Annotated in this window: 16 protein-coding genes; 1 reads left to right on the plus strand and 15 read right to left on the minus strand. The window is 73.0% G+C overall.

The genetic code is table 11. The annotated features are described in order from the left end of the window. Positions 1 to 6: 6 nt before the first annotated feature. From OG488_RS09445 to OG488_RS09455, 3 genes are all read right to left on the minus strand, one after another. Complete coding sequence (locus OG488_RS09445; RefSeq protein WP_329227716.1) at positions 7 to 1,608, minus strand: sodium/solute symporter; 1,602 nt, start codon at positions 1,606 to 1,608, stop codon at positions 7 to 9. Positions 1,609 to 1,938: 330 nt separating this feature from the next. Next, positions 1,939 to 3,285: a PucR family transcriptional regulator gene (locus OG488_RS09450; RefSeq protein WP_329227717.1), complete on the minus strand. Its 1,347-nt coding sequence runs from the start codon at positions 3,283 to 3,285 to the stop codon at positions 1,939 to 1,941. A gap of 127 nt (positions 3,286 to 3,412) precedes the next feature. Continuing rightward, positions 3,413 to 6,214 carry a helix-turn-helix transcriptional regulator gene (locus tag OG488_RS09455; protein ID WP_329227719.1) on the minus strand — a complete coding sequence of 934 codons (2,802 nt, stop codon included), beginning with the start codon at positions 6,212 to 6,214 and terminating at the stop codon, positions 3,413 to 3,415. A 161-nt stretch (positions 6,215 to 6,375) separates the two neighbouring features. Here OG488_RS09455 and OG488_RS09460 point away from each other — a divergent pair, with 161 nt between their 5' ends. Beyond that, positions 6,376 to 7,149 carry an alpha/beta fold hydrolase gene (locus tag OG488_RS09460; RefSeq protein WP_329227721.1) on the plus strand — a complete coding sequence of 258 codons (774 nt, stop codon included), beginning with the start codon at positions 6,376 to 6,378 and terminating at the stop codon, positions 7,147 to 7,149. A 108-nt stretch (positions 7,150 to 7,257) separates the two neighbouring features. On the opposite strand, the gene OG488_RS09465 is transcribed toward OG488_RS09460, so the two are convergent. The 12 genes from OG488_RS09465 to hisD form a co-directional block, all read right to left on the minus strand. Further along, on the minus strand, positions 7,258 to 7,719 hold the full coding sequence (locus OG488_RS09465; RefSeq protein WP_329227723.1) for a hypothetical protein: 462 nt from the start codon (positions 7,717 to 7,719) through the stop codon (positions 7,258 to 7,260). 21 nt (positions 7,720 to 7,740) lie between these two features. Beyond that, the gene (locus OG488_RS09470; protein WP_329227725.1) at positions 7,741 to 11,781 is read right to left on the minus strand and encodes a golvesin C-terminal-like domain-containing protein; all 4,041 of its coding nucleotides are present in this window, start codon (positions 11,779 to 11,781) and stop codon (positions 7,741 to 7,743) included. A gap of 194 nt (positions 11,782 to 11,975) precedes the next feature. Then, complete coding sequence (gene bdeA / locus OG488_RS09475) at positions 11,976 to 12,911, minus strand: bis(hydroxyethyl) terephthalate hydrolase (protein WP_329227727.1); 936 nt, start codon at positions 12,909 to 12,911, stop codon at positions 11,976 to 11,978. Positions 12,912 to 13,158: 247 nt separating this feature from the next. Further along, positions 13,159 to 14,091 carry a bis(hydroxyethyl) terephthalate hydrolase gene (gene bdeA, locus OG488_RS09480; RefSeq protein WP_329227729.1) on the minus strand — a complete coding sequence of 311 codons (933 nt, stop codon included), beginning with the start codon at positions 14,089 to 14,091 and terminating at the stop codon, positions 13,159 to 13,161. Positions 14,092 to 14,278: 187 nt separating this feature from the next. Next, positions 14,279 to 15,034 carry an imidazole glycerol phosphate synthase subunit HisF gene (gene hisF / locus OG488_RS09485; protein ID WP_329227731.1) on the minus strand — a complete coding sequence of 252 codons (756 nt, stop codon included), beginning with the start codon at positions 15,032 to 15,034 and terminating at the stop codon, positions 14,279 to 14,281. Continuing rightward, on the minus strand, positions 15,031 to 15,429 hold the full coding sequence (locus OG488_RS09490; RefSeq protein WP_329227733.1) for a RidA family protein: 399 nt from the start codon (positions 15,427 to 15,429) through the stop codon (positions 15,031 to 15,033). The genes hisF and OG488_RS09490 overlap by 4 nt, the downstream gene beginning before the upstream one ends. Then, positions 15,426 to 16,151: a bifunctional 1-(5-phosphoribosyl)-5-((5-phosphoribosylamino)methylideneamino)imidazole-4-carboxamide isomerase/phosphoribosylanthranilate isomerase PriA gene (gene priA / locus OG488_RS09495; protein ID WP_329227735.1), complete on the minus strand. Its 726-nt coding sequence runs from the start codon at positions 16,149 to 16,151 to the stop codon at positions 15,426 to 15,428. The genes OG488_RS09490 and priA overlap by 4 nt, the downstream gene beginning before the upstream one ends. Further along, complete coding sequence (gene hisH, locus OG488_RS09500) at positions 16,151 to 16,792, minus strand: imidazole glycerol phosphate synthase subunit HisH (RefSeq protein WP_329227737.1); 642 nt, start codon at positions 16,790 to 16,792, stop codon at positions 16,151 to 16,153. The genes priA and hisH overlap by 1 nt, the downstream gene beginning before the upstream one ends. Positions 16,793 to 16,799: 7 nt before the next feature. Next, the gene (locus tag OG488_RS09505; protein ID WP_329227738.1) at positions 16,800 to 16,967 is read right to left on the minus strand and encodes a hypothetical protein; all 168 of its coding nucleotides are present in this window, start codon (positions 16,965 to 16,967) and stop codon (positions 16,800 to 16,802) included. Further along, positions 16,964 to 17,557 carry an imidazoleglycerol-phosphate dehydratase HisB gene (gene hisB, locus OG488_RS09510; protein ID WP_031098999.1) on the minus strand — a complete coding sequence of 198 codons (594 nt, stop codon included), beginning with the start codon at positions 17,555 to 17,557 and terminating at the stop codon, positions 16,964 to 16,966. Before hisB ends, OG488_RS09505 begins: the two co-directional genes overlap by 4 nt. Beyond that, positions 17,554 to 18,672, minus strand: a complete 1,119-nt coding sequence (locus tag OG488_RS09515; protein ID WP_329227740.1) for a histidinol-phosphate transaminase — start codon at positions 18,670 to 18,672, stop codon at positions 17,554 to 17,556. The genes hisB and OG488_RS09515 overlap by 4 nt, the downstream gene beginning before the upstream one ends. Next, positions 18,669 to 19,991: a histidinol dehydrogenase gene (gene hisD / locus OG488_RS09520; RefSeq protein WP_329227742.1), complete on the minus strand. Its 1,323-nt coding sequence runs from the start codon at positions 19,989 to 19,991 to the stop codon at positions 18,669 to 18,671. Before hisD ends, OG488_RS09515 begins: the two co-directional genes overlap by 4 nt. Positions 19,992 to 20,051 lie beyond the last annotated feature (60 nt).

The following is a 20,051-nucleotide window of genomic DNA, read 5'->3' on the forward strand; positions in this document are numbered from 1 at the left end:
GGCCGCTCAGGCGCCGTCGCGGGCGCGGACGGGTGCCCACCTGGCCCGGTGACGGTGCCGCTCGTCCGGTGCGGCGTCCGGGCCCCGTCGCGAACCGAGCACGCCGAGGAGGAATCCCGCCGGGATCGTGACGATGCCCGGGGTCTGGAGCGGGAACACGGCGAAGTCCCACTCCGGGTAGAGGGCGACGGGCGTGCCCGAGAACGCCGGTGACAGGACCATCAGGACGCCGATCAGCGGCAGCGTCCCGTACACGGTCCACCGCACCCCGCGGGCGTCGAAACCCGGCCGGAACAGGGCGTACAGCAGGACGGGCGGCAGGATCGAGGCCGCCGCCGCGAACGACAGGGAGAGCAGCACCTGGGGGTTGCGGTCGTGGGTGTACGCCGAGAGGAGCACGGCGAGCGCGCCGATCCCGACGACGGCCCAGCGGGCACGCCGGATCTCCCTGCTGGAGGCCTTGCCCTCGCCCTGCGCGCCCGACTTCAGCGTGAAGTCGCGGGCCAGGGACGAGGCGGCGGCCAGGGTGATCCCGGCGACCGCGGCCAGGGTGGTCGCGAACGCGGCGCAGGCCACGAGCGCGAACAGCGGGCTGTCCCGCGGCCCGGTCGCACCGGGGTCCAGGGCGCCGGTCACCATCAGGAGGGCGGTGCCGCCGGCCGGATCGGCGGCGTGCAGCAGGTCCCGGCCGATCAGCGCCGAGGCACCGAGCCCGACGACGACGATGCCGGCGCACAGCAGGGCCACGGGGGCCACGGCCCAGACTCCGGCCCGGCGGGCGGTCCAGGCGTCACGGACCGGGTGGAGCCGCATCATGATGTGGGGCATGCACGCGGCACCGAGGACCAGGGTGATCTGGAAGCCGATCAGGTCGAGCCCGCCGGCGAGCCCGTGGCCGAACTGCAGACCCGGGCGCGCGTAGGCGCCGCCCGCCTTGCTGCCCGCCTGCGCGGCGTCGAAGAGGGCGAACGGCGACCATCCGAAGCGTGCGAGGACGAGCCCCGCGAGCAGCGTGACGGCCCCGAGGACGACGGCCACCTTGAGGATCTGGATGTAGCCGGTGCCGCGCATCCCGCCGAACGCCGAGTAACAGACCATCAGCGCGCCGCTGGCGACGGTGCAGCCGGTGAGCGCGCCGTCGGGCAGTCCGAACATGGAGGTCATGACGCGGCCGGCGGTGGTGAGCTGTACGAGGAGCAGCGGGGCCAGCACGACGAGGGTGGCCACGCCGAGCGCCCGGCGTACGGACCCGTCGCCGAGGCGGTCGGCGAGGAAGTCCCCCAGGGTGAACACGCCCTTGCGGCGGAGGCGTTCGGCGAAGAGGCGCATGACCAGGGCGAGTGAGGCGACCGTGGCCAGGGCGAACAGCAGGCCGTCGAACCCGGCGAGTGCGACGGAACCGGTGGTGGAGAGCAGGGTGGCGGCGGAGACGTAGTCCCCGGCGATGGCCAGTCCGCCGCCTACGGGGCCGAGGGTGGACCCGCCCGCGTAGAAGTGCTCCGGGTCGTCCTGGTCGGCCGCGGCAAGTCCGCACAGCAGCAGGGACACGGCGACGAAGCCGAGGAAGATGACCACGGCCAGGGACCGGGCGTCGATCGCGCCGCTCACCGGGTTCGCTCCGCCGGTACGGCTCTGCAAGGGGCAGCTGAAGACATGCGCGCCATGGCACCAGCCGGTGCGGGTGCGGCACAGGGGGCAGGCGCGGGGCGCGGCGCGGGTACAGCCCTTCCGGCACAGGACTGTGCGCCCGCACAAGGCCGTCCGGCCGGTGGGAGGTGCGCGCCGTCCGGTGGGAGGGGCGCGCCGGCCGGGCCGTACGGGCCGCTCGTCCGGGCCGCGCGTCCGCGCCGATCCGGGACGACGGACGGCCGGGCGCCACCCCGCCGTCCGCGTGTCCGGTGGGAAGCACCCGGCCGGTGGGGCCGGGAGGGGGCGGGCTCAGCCGGCCAGCAGCCGCCGCGCCGTGAGCGCCAGGGACACCTCGACCGCGTCGGTCGGCCGTGTCAGGCAACGCCCCGTCAGCTGCTCGAAGCGGCGCAGCCGGTTCAGCACCGTGTTGCGGTGGCAGTACAGCTTCGCCCCCGCCCGCTGGGCCGAGCCGTCCGAGTCGAGCCAGGCCGTCAGCGTCTCGATGAGCACGTCCCGGTCCGCCGGGTCGAGGCGGTCCAGCGGCCCGAGGACCCGGTCGGCGAGCGCCGATCCGAGGCCGGGCGAGGACACGACGAGCGCGGCGGGAAGGTGTGCGTCGAGCAGGACGGTGCCGCCGGACGCCGGGCAGGCCTTGAGCGCCGTCTCGGCGAGGCGCCGCGCGTCACCGACGGACGCCAGCCCTTCGACGACGGAGCTGACGCCGACCCGTGTCCCCGGAGGCGCCGCCAGCCCCTCGGCGAGCGAGGCGAGTTCACCGTCGGAGGCGGGGCGGCCGGGAACCGCGGGCCCGTCCTCGCCCTCGCACCGCGGCTCCTCCTCGGAGGCGGCCGGGACCGCCCCCAGCGGAAGGACCGCCAGGTCCACGTCGCCCGCGGAGTGCCAGAGCGCGGGTGTCTCCTCGGGCAGGTCGAGGGGCGGACGCCCCGTGCCGTGCGGGGCGCGGCGGGCACCGGCGACCGCGAGGACCGCGTACCGCCCGTGCACCGGCAGCCCCAGCATCGCGGCGGCGTCCGGCAGGTCCGCGATCCGCGCGGTGCCGTCCAGCAGGGCCGCCGTCATCAGGCGCTGCTGGTTCTCGCGGCGCCAGGAGAGCCGCCGCTCCGCCTGCCGGTACGCCTCGGCCACCACCGCGCAGTGCTCGTCGACGAAGTTCCAGACGTCTGCGGCGACATGGACGAGCAGGCGGGTGTCCTCGGGGTGGCGGCGGGCCGTGTCGTCGACCAGGTCCTGCCAGACCATCGCGCCGCCCATCCGGAAGGCGTGCATGACCGCGTCGAGGGGGACGCCCTGTTCGGCCCGGCTCTCGCCGATCCAGCGGGAGGTGCGGTGGGCGGCCTCCCGGAACTCCCGGGGCTGGATGAGGGAGGCGACGTTGTGGCGCAGCGAGTGGTGGACCTCCTGCCAGATCTCCGCGGGCTCGCTCTCCATCGCGGCGCGGTAGGCGGGCTCCTGCTCCCGCAGCGCCTCGACCAGCCGGTCCGTGAGCTCCGGCAGCGCCTCCAGCAGCACACGGGCCGCCCGGTGGAGCACCGCCACGGCCTCACGGTCGGCCAGGGAGCGGGCGCGGTGCGGCAACGGTGCGACGGGGGGCGGTCCGTGCAGCGCCCTGATCCGTGAACGTACGACCTGTGGCATGGCGGCCTCCACCGGGAATCGGCCGGCTGCGGTTTCGCCGGCCCCGGTGCGCGCCCGGCCCGGCATTGGGCAGGCGCACACCGATTGATCCTGACGGACGCAGAATGGCATACCGCCCGGTCGGTACCTAGAGGTCTGCGCGGTTCTTCTCATCACGGTCCTGCAACCTCGCCCCGCCCCCGCGGTCCAGCAGCCTCGCGAGCTCGGTCCGGGACCGTACGCCGAGCGCGGCGAAGACGTTGCGGAGATGGTGGTCGACGGTCCGCGGGCTCACCGAGAGCCGCAGCGCCACCTCACGGTTGGTCGCCCCCTCGGCGACGCAGCGGGCGATGCGCTGCTGTTGCGGGGTCAGCCCGGCCAGCGGTCCGGGGCCGCTCTGGTCGGGCGCGTCCACCGCCTCTCCGGCGGCCCGCAGCTCCCCTCCCGCCCGGTCGGCCCAGACGCGTGCCGAACAGCGTTCGAAGGCGACCAGCGCGTCGCGCAGCGGGCCCCGCGCCTCGCGGGTGCGGCGCAGACGGCGCAGCAGCTGGCCGTGGAGCAGCTGGGTGCGGGCGCGCTCGAAGTCGCCGCCCGCGCGGTCGTGGTGGGCCAGTGCCTCCTCGTACCGCGCGGCCGCCTCCTCGGGCGGCGCCAGCAGGGCGCGGCAGCGGGCCAGCTGGGCGGGCACCTGGGGGTCGGTCGTCCGCGCCGTCCACAGGGCGAACTCCTGGACCGCCAGCGCGAGCTCGGCGGCCGCCTCCTCCGCTCGGCCGGAGAGCACCGTCGCCTCGACGTAGCAGGGCACGGCGAGCATCCGGGTGGCGAAGTGTCCTGTTCCGGGCCCCGGCCTGACCAGCGGTCCCAGCCGGGCCGCCGCCTCACCGGGCCGTCCGGCCGCCAGGTCGGCGCGGGCGACCGCCCAGGTGGCGAGCATGGCGGCCTGCGACAGGCCGTGCGGCCCCGCACCGGCCAGCGCGGCGTCCGCGTGGGCGGCGCACGCCTCGGCGGGTCCCTCCACCGAGGCGGCGAGCGCGAGCACGGCGTGCAGATGCGTGGCGGAGTTCTGCTGCCCGGTGCGCCGTGCCGCGTGCAGCCCTTCCAGCGCGTGGGCCCGGGCCCTGGCGTGCTGCCCGGCACGCAGTTCGGCGTACGCGAGCTGTTCCAGGGCGTGCGGCAGCAGGGCCTCGGGGCCCCGGGTGCGGATGACGGCGAGGGCGCGGGCACCCGCCCGGCAGGCCGCGTCGACCTCGCCGAGCACCAGCGCCGAGGCACCGGCCCGCAGGAGTTCGTCCGCGTCCTCGGCGCGGTCGGCGGAGTCGAGGCAGCACCGCAGGAGGGCATGGCCCCGGTCGGGGTGCCCGGCGAGCACCGCGCACATCCCGGCGCGGTATTGCGCCATGGACCGGTCGGCCGCCGTGACGGGGATGCGGTTCATCGCGTCCAGGTACGCGATGGCGTCCCCCATGGCCCACGCCGCCTCCGCCGCGCCGAACAGCGCGTCCAGGGTGCGGCGCGGATCGTGGGGGGCGAGCAGCTCCGCCGCCGCCAGGAGCGCCTCCCGGGCGTCGGCCGCCGGCCCGTCGCGCAGGGCGAGCATGCCGCGTACGTAGGGCGCGGCACCCCCGGCGGGGTGGGGGCCGACGCGGGCCAGCATCGCGCGGGCGCGGCCGGTGTCGCCGGCCAGCCACGCCTGCTCGGCGGCGGCGGTGAACCGTGCGGCGCGCAGGGTGTCGTCGGTGGAGAGCGCGGCGGCGCGTGCCAGCGCGGCCGAGCGTTCGCCGTGAGGCCGGGGGGCGGCGGCCGCCGCTTCCAGCTGCCCGGCGAGACCGGCGTCCGGCCCGGGTGCGGCACAGGCCCGCTGGACGAGGGCGGGAAGCGGCGCCGGGCCCGGACCGGTGAGGAGCCCGGCGAGCAGTTCGTGCACGGCCCGGCGGCGGCCCGGGGGCGCCCTGTGCAGGACCGCGCGGCGCAGCAGCGGGTGGCTGAAGTGCACGCGGCTGCCCGCCCGCTGGAGGGCTCCGGCGGTGCCGGCGGGCGCGAAGAGCACCCGGTCGAGGTAGGCGGTGGCCAGTCCGGCCCGGGCTCCGGCCCGCAGCAGCAGAGCCGCGTCCGCCCCGGCCCCGTCGGGCTCGTGCTCCTCAGCCGCCGCGGCCAGCAGGAGCAGGGTGTGGGTGTCGGGGGAGAGCCCGTCCAGATGCCCGGCGTGGGCGTCGAGGACGCTCTCGGCCCCGGGCAGCGGGTACGGCAGTGCGCTGCGCCCGGCCAGCTGGCCGGGGGTGAGGCGGCCGGCGAGTCCGGCCATGAGGCGCGGGTTCCCGGCCGCTTCGCGCAGGAGTTCGCTGCGTACGACGGGGTCGACCTCGGCCGTGCCGTCGGTGAGCCGGTCCAGCAGGGCGGTCGCCGCGTCGTCGTCGAGCGGGCCGAGGCGCAGCGCGGGCAGGCCGGCGAAGGCGGTCTCGTCGGCGGCGCCGATCACCACCGCGACGCGGCTGCCCGCGCCGAGTCTGCGGGCCGCGAAGCCGAGCGCCGCGCGGGAGTCCGGGTCCCAGGCGTGCGCGTCGTCCACGCAGACCAGCAGGGGCTGTTCGGCGCCCAGGCCCCGCAGCAGGCCGAGCAGACCGCCAGGGGTGATCCCGGAGCGCAGGACGCTGTCGGGGGCGAGGGGCAGCGGGCCGGGCGCCGAGCAGAGCAGGGCGTGCAGCCCGCTGTAGGGCAGTCGCTGTTCGGTCGGGGCCGCGGCGGCGAACAGCACGGGGCCGCCGTGTCCCGCGAGGTAGTGGGAGGCGGTCTGCCGCAGCAGCGCGGTGCGGCCGAGGCCGGGCGGTGAGGTCAGCACGAGCGCTCCGCCGTCCCCTGCCCGCAGCCGTCCCAACAGGGTTTCCAGGATGGCCAGTTCACCGCTGCGGCCGTACAGCCGGAGCGGACTGTGCACGGTCGTCGTTGGGGTCACGCTCTTCACGTTACTTCTGCGTAAACAGCGTCGGAAGGCTCGCGTCCGCTCCCTGTTCCCGGTCGGCCCGGAGCGGTGCGGGCTCCCAACGGAACGGCGTGCGCGCTGTGCGGAGGCACAGTCCCGGCCCGGTCGGCGGCGGCCGCCCGTAACGTCGGTGCATGACTGATGAATTGCGTACACACGACGGTTTGACCCTGCGTTACTGGTCCTGGTCGCGCAACCCGGACACCTCCCTGCCCCCGGTGGTGCTGCTGCACGGTTTCGCGGCGAACGCCCGGCTGAACTGGGAGGGGCCCGGCGTCGTCGAGGCGCTCGTGGCACGGGGACGCCGGGTGTACGCCCTGGACGCGCGCGGCCACGGCGAGTCGGACCGGCCGCACGACGACACGCACTACGGCGAGTCGCTGATGGCCCGTGACGTCCGTCTGCTGATCGACCGGATCGGCGAGGAGCGGGTGCACCTCGCGGGCTACTCCATGGGCGCCGTGGTGGCGGTCCTCGCCGCGGCGGAGGACCCCAGGATCAGCCGCCTGGTCGCCGGAGGAATCGGCGCCGGCGCGGTGGAGGTGGGCGGACTGGACACCCGGGTGATGCCTCCCGAGCTGGTGTCGGCGGCGCTGACGGCCGAGGACGCGGCGGACGCACCCGAGCGGACCCGGGCCTTCAGGGTCCTGGCCGACACGGCGGGCGGGGACCGGCTGGCGCTGGCCGCGCAGATCCGGGCGGTGCACCGGGACGCGCTGCCGCTGGACCGGATCGTGGTCCCGACGCTGGTCCTCGCCGGCGGGAACGACCCCCTCGCGACCCGGCCCGAGGTGCTGGCCTCGGCGATAGCGGGGGCGGAGCTGACCGTGCTCCCGGGGGACCACCTGACGGCCGTACGCGATCCGGGGTTCGCCGAGGCCATCGCCTCGTTCCTCGCGCGGGACTGAGCGGCGGACTTCGGCTGCGGGAAGGGGCCGGACGGCGGTACCGCGGCACGGCCCCCAGCTCCCGCCGGCAGGCACCTCTCCCTCGGGCCACGGTCGGGGGTGCGGTGCTCAGTCGCGTACCGGGCAGGTCTCCTTCGCCGGCCGGTGGGCGGCCTCGGTGGCCGGCCCCAGGGGGGCGGGGAGGGTGAACTCCGTGCACGACGCCGGTTCGTCGGCCAGGGCCGGGACCGTCGTGACGACGATGCGTACGGCACCGCCGTCCGGCCGGTCCACCCGCCAGGGGTCGGCCCGCGCGACGCGGTCGATCTCGGAGTCCGTGAGCTCCCCGTCGTGGGCCGCGTCCGCCAGCTGCCGGGCGAGGCCGGCCACCTGGAGGCGCTGGTTCTCCGTACGGGTGCGGTCGGCGCCCTCGGGCAGCCGGTCCCCCAGCCACCACAGGAGTGTTCCCACGACGGCCAGGACGAGCGCCGCCAGGGCGACCAGTACGACGACGACGGCACCTGCCGGCCGGCGCGCCTTCGCGCGTCCGGCCGGCAGGCCCGTCGGAGGGTGTTCGGTGTGATGGGTCATGTCACCGAAGGTCGTACCGCATCACGAGCCCGTATATCCGAGTGCGGTCAGTCTCGACTTCATCACGTTCGCGTACCCCGTGGTGCCGTCGGACTTCGGGTGGAAGGACTCGCGACTCAGGCACTCCTCGGGCAGCCAGTCCGCCGTGCAGGAACCGGTGACCTTGGTGACCGGGTCACCCTGGTGGAAGTCGCCGTCGCCGTTGGGGCCGATGACGATCTTGTTGATCCACTCGGGGTCGTCGCAGCCCGCGTGGCCGACGAAGGCGTCGACCGGGTTCGCGTACGCGATCTTCATGCCGCCCGTCTTGAGCTGCCCGACCAGCTTCTCCTGCTCGGTGTCGGCGTGGTTGACCAGCTCGGCCAGCGCCGCGACCTCGGGCATCATGTAGTAGAGCGAACCGGCGCACTTGACCGTGCGGCTGAGCAGCTCCGGATACCCCATGAGCACGATCTGCGCGTTCGGTGCCTTGAGCGCGATGTCGCTCAGGGTGCTCGACAGGTTGGGAATCATCGTCTGGTCGACGATGCCCTTGTACTTCGTCAGGAAGTTCGGGTCCTCGTTGCAGTTGGTCCCGATGCCCGCGCAGTCCATCATGGCGTTGGTGAACCCGCCGCCGTCGTTGCCGCCGAGCGTGAGCATCACGAGCGTGGTCTCCGGGGTGAGCACCCCGGAGTTGACCTGGTTGATCTCCTTGAACTGCCCTTCGCCGAAGCTCTGCGAGTCCGCGTCGAACGGTCCGTTCCAGACGTTCCTGGTCATCGCCCCCGAGCAGGCCACGAAGCCGAGTTCGGCCGTGGAGCTCCAGTCGTCCGAGAGCTGGCCCAGCGGGGTCGAGGTGCCGGGCAGGACGACCTTCCGGGACCACGCGTTGTCGCTGCGCCGGCAGGCGTTCCACCGGTCGGTGCCGTGGTCCGCGTCGGACTCGGGGCTGTAGTCGCCGGCCCCTTCACCGGAGGTGTACGAGTCGCCGAGGACGGCCACGATGTGCTTCGGCTTGGCCGCCAGCGGCTGGAAGGCCACCGCGTCCCAGGCCACGTCCTCGCTGCCGTCCCCGTCCTCGGTCTGGCTGCCGAGGCGGACACGGGGCGTGCCGCTCATGTTGTAGACGCCCAGCGAGACCCAGGTGTTGGCCTTGATCTTCTGGTTGACGTAACGGGTCCGGGTGAAGGTGCCCGAGCCGGTGTCGATCTCGTACTTGGCCTGCTGGGTGTGCGCACCGTGGTCGGGGATGTGCACCATGACCCGGGACCAGCCGTTGAGCGCCTTGCCCAGTTTCCAGGTGCCCGTGGTGCTGAGGCGGTTGGCGTCGGTGGTGCCGGTCTCGCGGCTGTGGGTGAACCAGAAGTGGTTGCTGTAGCCGGCCCCGATCTGATGCAGGTCGATCTTGCCCGGGTAGAAGCCTCCCGATGCGGCGAAGGTGAACTCGAAGCTGCCCGCGGAGGACACCGCCGACGGGCAGCGGTTGGCCGACCCGGACGGCCGGACACCGTTGGGCACGTCGTCGATGACCAGGGCGTCACTCGGTACGCCGCCCGAACAGCGCGGCGCGTAGGAGTTCTCGTCCGGCTGTTCGGGATAGGTGTTGTCGAAGCGGTGGATCGCGTTGCCGCAGACTCCGACGGCACAGTTCTTCCAGGTGGTCGCCGGGATCGACTTGTTCCACCAGCAGTACAGGTCGGTGCGGGTGCAGGCGCCCATGCCGGGGTCGTTGGAGTCGTTCGGCCCGATCTTGCTCGGGTCGCACTCGTTGGCGCTGGTGCAGAACAGCGACTCCGGCGGCTTCAGCGCCGTGCGGTCGGGGATGGTCGTCCACCAGGCGGGGCGGTATCCGGCCTGCATGTCACCGGGCTTGAAGAGCGCCGAGATGGGACGGGCGGCCCAGCCGAGGACCTTCTCCTGGTAGGGCCAGTCCTGCGGGTGTGCGGCATGCGAGTAGTCGTCGGTGCCGCCGGCGTTCTCCAGGAACGGGGTGCGGTTGGCCTTCCACAGCGGGTTGGCCGGGTTGTTGGTGAAGCCGAGGCCCCACTTGCCCTTGTTCTTGCTCGCGTCGGCCTCGGGGTAGAAGCCCGAGTTGTACGCCCACAGCGCGAAGAACCAGCTCTCCAGGTACTTCGGGTCGCCGTTGGCGATGGTCATCCCGCCGGCCTTGGTCTGGTTCCACTTCTCGATGAGGATGTTGACGCCGGCCGCGATGTTCGCGGTGTAGTCGACGGCCACGGCCTTCTGCTGGAGCGAGGACCATCCGGTGTCGCTCTTGCGCATGTTGTCGGTGACCTGCGTGATGCCGTAGCCGCAGTCCGACTCGGCCCAGTCGATCGCCCACGGGTCGGGGATCTCGCCGTCGGCGTTGTACGACGTCCCGTAGTAGTTGCCTATCAGGGAGTTGGCGGTCACCCCGGGTACGGCGTACCGGGTGGCCTGCCACATGTTGGATTCCTGCGCGGTGATCCCGAGCATGACCTGCGCCGGGATCTGGCCGCCGCCGGTCAGCGAGTCCAGCGGGAACAGCTGCTGGGGCGCGTAGGACCCTACTCCGGTGTCCTTCCAGTTGGCCGGACGGGAGACCAGCTTGTTCAGGTTGTTGCTGATCGCCTGGTCGACCGCCCACTCCACCTGACGGGGTGTCGGCTGGAACGCCTGCTGGCGGACGTCGCCCCGGGCGACGGCGCAGGTGCGCTCCTCCTCGACCGGGTTGTGCGGGTCGGCCGCGGCCGCGAGCGAGGCGGAGCGGGTACCGGGCGCCGTGGTGGCGACCCCCCGCAGCGCCGGGGAGAGCTTCTGGCCGGCGTCCTGGTGCGGGGCACCGCCGGGCCGGGTCTCCAGGGCGACCGTCCTGCCGGTGCCCAGGTCCTTGAGGTCGATCAGCGCGGTGCGCTCGGCACCGGTCTCCCCGGCGCGGGCCGGGTGCGTGCCGTCGCCGCTCCAGCCGGCGGCGGTCACCAGGACCTTGCCGTCGGTCGAGGCGTGCGCGTCCTTGAGCGCGCCTGCCGGCCGGCGCACGACCGGGGGCAGGGAGGAGACGGCCTGCCGGGTCTCGCCGGTCACCAGCACGGTGCCGTCGGCGCTCGACGTGAGGTCCATCTTCGTGAGGGTGCCGGTGGCGAGCGTGCTCCGGGCGCCCTTCCCGGTCTTCACGGCGGCCGCGTCGACCCGCATGACGGCGCCGTCCCCGGCGGCTGCCTCCCCGGTCCTCGCCGGAGCCGCGGTCCGGTCGAGGTAGACGAGGCCCCCGTCCCGGTCCGCCTTCAGCTGGAAGGGGACGCGCCGGGTGAGGGCGACGGTCCTGCGCGTGCCCTTCCCGTCGATGCGGACGAGCCGGTTCCCGTCGGCCGCGACGACGTCGTCGCCGTACGGCACGGCCGAGGTCACCTGGCCGGCCAGCGCCAGCGGTCCGGCGGCCTTGCCCGTCGCCGCGTCCACCCGGATGATCCGGGTCTCGTTGCGCGCGGAACGGTCGTCGGCGAACTGCGAGAACACCGCCGTCTCGTCCGTGCCGCATCCCGGTGAGAAGTAGGCCAGGGACGCCTGGAAGGGGAGTTTGGTGACCTTCCCCGTGGCCAGCTCCACGACGGCCGTGAACGCGCCGCGCGACATGAGCTGCTGGTCGTTGGTGAAGGTGCGGGGTGCGTACGCGACCACGGCGCGCTTGCCGGAACCGGTGACGCAGACGTTGCCGATCCAGCTGTCGGCCTCGAAGCCCGGCTCGGCCAGGGTGGCCGCCGTGTGCCAGGCGTAGCCGTCCGCGCGTGCGGCGGTCAGCAGGTGGAACCCGCTGGCGTCACCGGAGGTGCTCCACGCGAGGTCGTCGGACGCGGTGTACGTCGCGCCGAGCACGGCGGCGCGCCGTTCCTCCGGTACGGCGGCCGGCCGCTCGGAGTCGTCGGCCCCGGCCTTCTCGCCGGTCCGGCCCTGGACCGCCCCTGGGGGCGCCTTCGGCTCCGGTGCGGCGTTCGCTCCTGCGGGGAGCGCGGCGATCAGCGCTGCGGCGGTGGCGAGTACGACGGTGGTGCGGACGGCTCTGCTGCGGTGCCTGCGGCCCGTCTGCGGCCTGGGTCTCATGCTGGCGGCCTCCCGTTACGGTACGTGGTGTGCGCGCAGATGATGACTCATGGGCATCTCGCGCCACTCTCGGCGCACGTGTCACGAAACGGCGGATCCAACTCCGCTTCTCCTCACGGGCGGCACGGGGCCGGCGGCCCCACGGGAAAGGGCCGGACCGCGGTACGCGCGGCCCGGCCCCTGCTCCCCCGTGGTCAGGAGGTGTGCGGGCAGGTGCCCCTGTACTCGGCGATGGTCAGGCTCGTCGAGGGCAGCGGGCAGAGGAACTGCTCGTAGCGGGTGTCGTTGTCGATGAACCGCTTCAGCCACGAGATGCTGTACTTCGCGATCGTCGTGTTCGAGGTGTTCGGGGTGAAGTGCGTGGCACCCCGCAGCTCCAGGTACGCCTTGTCCAGCGAGCTCGGCAGGGAGTTGTAGAAGGGGCCGGAGTGCGTGGCGACGGGGGCGATCGTGTCGCCGTCGGCGCCGATGACCAGCGTCGGGGTCTTGACCTCGGGCCACGTCTTGTCGGTGTTCCACCCCGTCAGCGGGATCGCCGCCTGCAGCGAGGGACGGTCCTTTGCCGCCTCGAGCGTGCCGCCACCGCCCATCGAGTGGCCCATCACACCCAGCCGCGAGGAGTCGACCCGGCTCCGCACCGAACTGCTCCCGGTGAGGTAGTCCAGCGCCGCGAGCAACTGGTCACCACGGCTGGCCGGCTGGTCCACCGTGGTGTTGGTGTCGATGGTGAACACCACGAAGCCCTGCGAGGCGAGCCGCGGTCCCAGCCACGCGATGCTCGACTCGTAGGCCGTGAAGCCGGGCGAGATGACCACCGCGCCGAACGTGCCGTCCGAGGTGGACGTCGGGTAGTAGATCGTCCCGCCGCCGAAGCCTCTGACACTCAGCGAGGACACGGAGGTCTGGGAGGTGGCGTAGGAGCCGCGGAGCGCCTCGATGCTCGAGTTGCTCGGCGCCGGACCACGCTCGTACGGGTTGTCCGCGGCCTGCGCGCCGCCGGGGACGAGCGCGGTGAGCAGACCGGCGGTCGCCGCCGCGGCCGCCAGGGCGCCCTTGACGGTGCGGGAGCGGCTCTTCGACGTCCGGTGGCGGCGCGGGGAGATGTCGCCGGAGGGGAGGTGCTGCTGCACGGGGATTCCTCTCGGTTGTGGCTCCACCGCACCGTGGCAGCCGGGGCCCGTCGTCCTGGGGGCCTTCGGGGGTGCCGCGTCGGTAGCGCCGTCGTTCCTTGGGGGTCTGTCGCCACTGTCGCGGTGCGCCCCCCGCACGGGTATCGGCGAGATCGCCGGTCTTCGCCTCAGCCCTCGCCACCGGCGGGGGTGCCGACAGCGCGAAGGGCCGGACCGCGTGACGCGGTCCGGCCCTGGTCCTCCGTGGTCAGGAGGTGTGCGGGCAGGTGCCCTTGTACTCCGCGATCGTGAGGCTGGTCGACGGCAGCGGGCAGAGGAACTGCTCGTAGCGGGTGTCGTTGTCGATGAACCGCTTCAGCCACGAGATGCTGTACTTCGCGATCGTCGTGTTGGAGCTGTTCGGGGTGAAGTGGGTGGCTCCCCGGAGCTCCAGGTACGCCTTGTCCAGCGAGCTGGGGAGCGAGTTGTAGAACGGCTCCGAGTGCGTGGCGACGGGGGCGACGGTGTCGCCGTCGGCGCCGATGACCAGCGTCGGGGTCTTGACCTCGGGCCACGTCTTGTCGGTGTTCCACCCTGTCAGCGGGATCGCCGCCTGCAGCGAGGGACGGTCCTTTGCCGCCTCGAGCGTGCCGCCACCGCCCATCGAGTGGCCCATGACCCCGAGTCGTGAGGAGTCGATCCGGCTCTTCACCGAGCTGCTCCCGGTGAGGTAGTCCAGCGCGGCGAGCAGCTGGTCACCGCGGCTGGCCGGCTGGTCCGAGGTGGTGTTGGTGTCGATGGTGAACACCACGAAGCCCTGCGAGGCGAGGCGGGGGCCCAGCCACGCGATGCTCGACTGGTAGGCGGTGAAGCCGGGCGAGATCACGACCGCGCCGAACGTGCCGTCCGAGGTGGACGTCGGGTAGTAGATCGTCCCGCCGCCGAAGCCGCGGACGCTCAGCGAGGAGACGGTCGTCTGCGACGTGGCGTACGAACCGCGGCTGGCCTCGATGCTCGAGTTGCTCGGCGCCGGACCACGCTCGTACGGATTGTCCGCGGCCTGCGCGCCGGGCATCAGCGCCGTGACGAGGCCGGCCGTCGCGGCGGCCGCGGCCACGGCGAACCTGAGGGTGCGGGAGCGGCTCTTCGACATCCGGTGGCGGCGCGGGGAGGTGTCGCCGGAGGGGAGGTGCTGCTGCACGAGGGGGGATCCTCTCGGTTGTGGCGAACCACACCACGGCAGCCGGGGCCCGTCGTCCGGGGCCTTCGGGGGGAGCACCGCGTGGTGGCGCCGTCATTCGTTGACGGCGCCACTCTGGTGGCGCGCACACCCCGCGGACATCGGCGAGATCGCCGGTCTTCGGGACCGGAGCGCTCCCCCGCCGGGGTCAGCGAACCGGGTGCCCGGCCTCGCGCAGAGCGCCCTTGACCTCGGAGATCCGCAGGTCACCGAAGTGGAAGACGGACGCGGCGAGCACCGCGTCGGCGCCCGCGCCGACGGCGGGCGCGAAGTCCTCGAGCCGGCCGGCACCGCCGGACGCGATGACGGGGACCGTGACATGGGCCCGTACCGCCTCGATCATCTCGGTGTCGTAGCCGTCCTTGGTGCCGTCGGCGTCCATCGAGTTGAGCAGGATCTCGCCGGCGCCGAGCTCGGCCGCCCGGTGCGCCCACTCGACGGCGTCGATGCCGGTGCCCTTGCGGCCTCCGTGGGTCGTCACCTCGAAGGTGCCCTCGGGGGTGCGGCGGGCGTCGACGGAGAGCACGAGCACCTGGCGCCCGAACCGTTCGGCGATCTCGCGGATGAGGTCGGGGCGTGCGATGGCCGCGGTGTTGACCCCGACCTTGTCGGCCCCGGCGCGCAGCAGCTTGTCGACGTCGTCGGGGGTGCGGACCCCGCCGCCGACGGTGAGCGGGATGAAGACCTGCTCGGCGGTGCGGCGCACCACGTCGTACGTCGTCTCCCGGTCACCGCTGGAGGCGGTGATGTCGAGGAAGGTCAGCTCGTCGGCGCCCTCGGCGTCGTACAGCTTCGCCATCTCGACGGGGTCGCCCGCGTCGCGCAGGTTCTGGAAGTTGACGCCCTTGACGACGCGGCCCTTGTCGACGTCCAGGCAGGGGATGACGCGTACGGCGAGAGTCATCGCTCACCTGCCCGGTAGGCCTCGACCTCGACCTCGACGACCAGGGAAGGGTCGACGAAGCCGGACACGATGATCATGGAGGCGGCGGGGCGGACGTCGTCGAAGAGCTCCTTGTGGGCGCGGCCCACCTCGTCGACGTCCCGGGCGTGGGTGATGTACATCCGGGTGCGGACGACGTCCTCGCGGCCGAGTCCGACCTGCTTCAGGGCGTCGACCGCGGCCTGGAACGAGGCGACGGCCTGCTCGTACGGACCGCCCGCGGAGATCTCGCCGTTGACCACGGACGTGCAGCCGGAGACCAGCACGAGCCCGTTCGGCAGCCGCACCGCACGGGAGTAGCCGAACTTCTCCTCCCAGGGTCCGCCCGAGGAGACGCGGCGTACGGAGTCCGTCATCCGGCGACCGCCTTGAGCGCCTCTTCCAGGGTGAACGCCTTGGCGTACAGCGCCTTGCCGACGATGGCGCCCTCGACGCCCTCGGGGACGAGCAGGGAGATCGCGCGCAGGTCGGCGAGCGAGGAGACGCCGCCGGAGGCGACGACGGGCTTGTCGGTGGCGGCGCAGACGTCCCGCAGGAGCGCCAGGTTGGGGCCCTCCAGCGTGCCGTCCTTGGCGATGTCGGTCACGACGTAGCGGGCGCAGCCCTCGGAGTCGAGGCGGGCGAGCGTCTCGTAGAGGTCGCCGCCGTCGCGGGTCCAGCCGCGGCCGCGCAGCGTCGTGCCGCGGACGTCGAGGCCGACGGCGATCTTGTCGCCGTGCTCGGCGATGACCTTGGCGACCCACTCGGGGGTCTCCAGGGCGGCGGTGCCGAGGTTGACCCGGCGGCAGCCGGTGGCGAGGGCGGCCTCCAGCGAGGCGTCGTCGCGGATACCGCCGGAGAGCTCGACCTTGATGTCCATGGCGCCGGCCACCTCGGCGATCAGCGCACGGTTGTCGCCGGTGCCGAAGGCCGCGTCCAGGTCGACGAGGTGCAGCCACTCGGCGCCGGAGCTCTGCCAGGCGAGGGCCGCCTCGAGCGGCGAGCCGTAGGAGGTCTCGGAGCCGGATTCGCCGTGCACGAGGCGGACGGCCTGGCCGTCGCGGACGTCTACGGCGGGGAGCAGTTCAAGCTTCGGCATTACAGCGTCTCGATCCAGTTGGTCAGCAGCTGGGCGCCGGCATCGCCGGACTTCTCGGGGTGGAACTGGGTGGCCCACAGCGCGCCGTTCTCCACGGCGGCCACGAACCGCTCTCCGTGCGTGGCCCAGGTGACCTTGGGGGCACGGATCTTGGCGTTGGTCACTTCGAGGGACCAGTCGTGCGCCGCGTAGGAGTGCACGAAGTAGTAGCGGGACTCGGGGTCCAGGCCCGCGAAGAGCCGGGAGTCCTCCGGGGCTTCGACGGTGTTCCAGCCCATGTGCGGGACGACGTCGGCCTTCAGCGGTCCGACGGTGCCGGGCCACTCGTCGAGGCCCTCCGTCTCGACGCCGTGCTCGATGCCGCGCTCGAACAGGATCTGCATCCCTACGCAGATGCCCATGACGGGACGGCCGCCGGACAGCCTGCGCCCGATGATCCACTCGCCGCGCGCCTCCTTCAGGCCGGCCATGCAGGCCGAGAAGGCACCGACGCCGGGGACGAGCAGCCCGTCGGCGTTCATCGCGGTGTCGAAGTCACGGGTGATCTCCACGTCCCCGCCGACGTGGGCGAGGGCTCGCTCGGCGGAACGGACGTTGCCGAAGCCGTAGTCGAAGACGACGATCTTCTTCTTGTCGCTCACGGATTCCTCAGCCCCAGAGTCCCTGGATCCGCATGACGCCTGCCACCAGGCACATCACGGAGCCGATCCCGAGGAGCACGACGACGCCCTTGGGCATGCCCTGCTTCCAGAAGGAGTAGACGCCGCCGGCCAGGAAGAGACCGACGAGGATCAGAACGGTGTTGAGGCCGGTCACAGCGCGCCCTTCGTGGACGGAAGGATTCCGGCAGCACGCGGGTCGTGCTCGCTGGCGTAGCGCAGGGCGCGGGCCAGGGCCTTGAACTGGCACTCCACGATGTGGTGGGCGTTGCGCCCGTACGGGACGTGGACGTGCAGGGCGATCTGCGCCTGGGCGACGAAGGACTCCAGGATGTGCCGGGTCATCGTCGTGTCGTACTCGCCGATCATCGGCGCCATCTTCTCGGGCTCGGTGTGCACGAGGTACGGGCGGCCGGAGAGGTCGACGGTGACCTGGGCGAGCGACTCGTCCAGCGGGACGGTGCAGTTGCCGAAGCGGTAGATGCCGACCTTGTCGCCGAGGGCCTGCTTGAAGGCGGCGCCGAGCGCGAGGGCGGTGTCCTCGATGGTGTGGTGCGAGTCGATGTGCAGGTCGCCCTCGGTCTTGACCGTGAGGTCGAAGAGCCCGTGACGGCCGAGCTGGTCGAGCATGTGGTCGTAGAACCCGACCCCGGTCGCGACATCGACCTTGCCGGTGCCGTCGAGGTTGATCTCGACGAGCACGGAGGTCTCCTTGGTGGTCCGCTCCACCCTGCCTACGCGGCTCATGCGTCGTGCTCCTTCTTCAGTTCGCGCACCGCATCGAGGAACGCGTCGTTCTCTGCCGGGGTTCCCGCGGAGACCCGCAGCCACCCCGGTACGCCGTTGTCCCGGACCAGGACGCCCCGGTCGAGGATCTGCTGCCAGGCGGTGCGGCTGTCGGCGAAGCGGCCGAACTGGACGAAGTTGGCGTCCGAGTCGGTGACGGCGAAGCCGAGCTCCCGCAGTCCGTCGACCAGCCGGTCGCGCTCGCTCTTGAGCTGCGCGACGTACCCGAGCAGCGTATCCGTGTGTTCCAGGGCGGCGAGCGCGGTGGCCTGGGTGACGGAGGACAGGTGGTAGGGCAGCCGCACCAGCTGGACCGCGTCGACGACGGCGGGGGCCGCGGCGAGGTAGCCGAGGCGCAGGCCCGCGGCGCCGAAGGCCTTGGACATGGTGCGCGAGAGCACCAGGTGGGGGCGGCCCTCGATGAGCGGCAGCAGGGAGGGGTGGTGGCTGAACTCGCCGTACGCCTCGTCCACGACGACCATCGAGGGGCGGGCGGCCTGGGCGGCGTCGTACAGCGCGAGGACGGTGTCGGCGTCCACGGCGGTGCCGGTGGGGTTGTTGGGCGAGGTGATGAAGACGACCTCGGGCCGGTGCTCGGCGATGGCCTTCTTCGCGGCCTCGACGTCGATGGTGAAGTCCTCGTTGCGCGGTCCGGAGATCCAGCCGGTGCCGGTGCCGCGGGCGATGAGGGCGTGCATCGAGTACGAGGGCTCGAAGCCGATCGCGGTGCGCCCGGGTCCGCCGAAGGTCTGCAGCAGCTGCTGGAGGACCTCGTTGGAGCCGTTGGCCGCCCAGACGTTGGCCGTGGCGACCTCGTGTCCCGCGGTGCGGGTGAGGTAGCGGGCGAGCTCGGTGCGGAGCTCCACGGCGTCGCGGTCGGGGTAGCGGTTGAGGTCGCGCGCGGCCTCGCGGACCCGCTCGGCGATGCGGTCGACGAGTGCGTCGGGCAGCGGGTAGGGGTTCTCGTTGGTGTTCAGCCGGACCGGTACGTCGAGCTGGGGCGCGCCGTACGGGGACTGGCCGCGCAGTTCGTCGCGGATCGGGAGCGCGTCCCAGGCGTTGCTGCTGTTCGTCACGCTTGCGGAACCTTCCAGCCGAACCTGGCCTTGAGCGCGGCGCCGTGGGCGGGGAGGTCCTCCGCCTCGGCCAGGGTCACGACGTGGTGGGTGACCTCGGCGAGCGCGTCGCGGGAGTAGTCGACGATGTGGATGCCGCGCAGGAAGGACTGCACGGACAGGCCCGAGGAGTGGCAGGCGCAGCCACCGGTGGGCAGGACGTGGTTGGAGCCGGCGCAGTAGTCACCGAGGGAGACGGGCGACCAGGGGCCGACGAAGACCGCTCCGGCGTTGCGGACCCGGTCCGCGACGGCGGCGGCGTTCTCGGTCTGGATCTCCAGGTGCTCCGCGGCGTACGCGTCGACGACCTTGAGGCCGTCGTCGAGGTCGTCGACGAGGACGATCGCGGACTGGCGGCCGGCGAGCGCGGGCTCGATCCGGTCGGTGATGTGCTTGGTCGCGGCGACCTGGGGCTTCAGCTCGGCCTCGGTGGCGGCGGCGAGCTCCTCGGAGTCGGTGACGAGGACGGCGGCGGCCATCGGGTCGTGCTCGGCCTGGCTGATCAGGTCGGCGGCGACGTGCACGGGGTCGGCGCTGGCGTCGGCGAGGATCGCGATCTCGGTGGGACCCGCCTCGGCGTCGATGCCGACGCGGCCCTTGAGGAGGCGCTTGGCGGCGGCGACGTAGATGTTGCCGGGGCCGGTGACGAGGTTCACAGGGAGGCAGTCCTCGGTGCCGTACGCGAACATCGCGACGGCCTGGGAGCCACCGGCGGCGTACACCTCGTCGACGCCGAGGAGGGCGCAGGCGGCGAGGATCGTCGGGTGCGGCAGGCCGCCGAACTCCTTCTGCGGCGGTGAGGCCACGGCGATGCCCTCGACGCCGGCCTCCTGGGCCGGGACGACGTTCATGACCACGGAGGAGGGGTAGACCGAGCGGCCGCCCGGGACGTAGAGCCCGACGCGCTCGACGGGCACCCACTTCTCGGTGACCGTGCCGCCGGGGACGACCTGGGTGGTGTGGGTGGTACGGCGCTGCGCGCGGTGGACGAGGCGGGCGCGGCGGACGGACTCCTCGAGCGCGGCCCGCACGGCGGGGTCGAGGCTCTCCAGCGCACCGGTGATCGCGTCGGCGGGGACCCGGATCGAGTCGATCCGCACACCGTCGAATTTCTCCCCCCACTCGATCACTGCCGCCGAGCCACGATGGCGCACGTCCTCGCAGATGGGCCGCACCGTCTCCAGGGCGGCTTCCACGTCGAACTCGGCACGGGGCAGCAGGTCGCGCAGGGCGCCACCCTCGGGGAGGGCGGTACCGCGCAGATCGATTCGAGAGATCACACCGCAATTCTCTCAGACCGGTTCCGGCCTCCGGTCGCCCGTATCACTGGCTGATACATG

This window comes from Streptomyces sp. NBC_01460 (assembly GCF_036227405.1).
GTDB lineage: Bacteria > Actinomycetota > Actinomycetes > Streptomycetales > Streptomycetaceae > Streptomyces.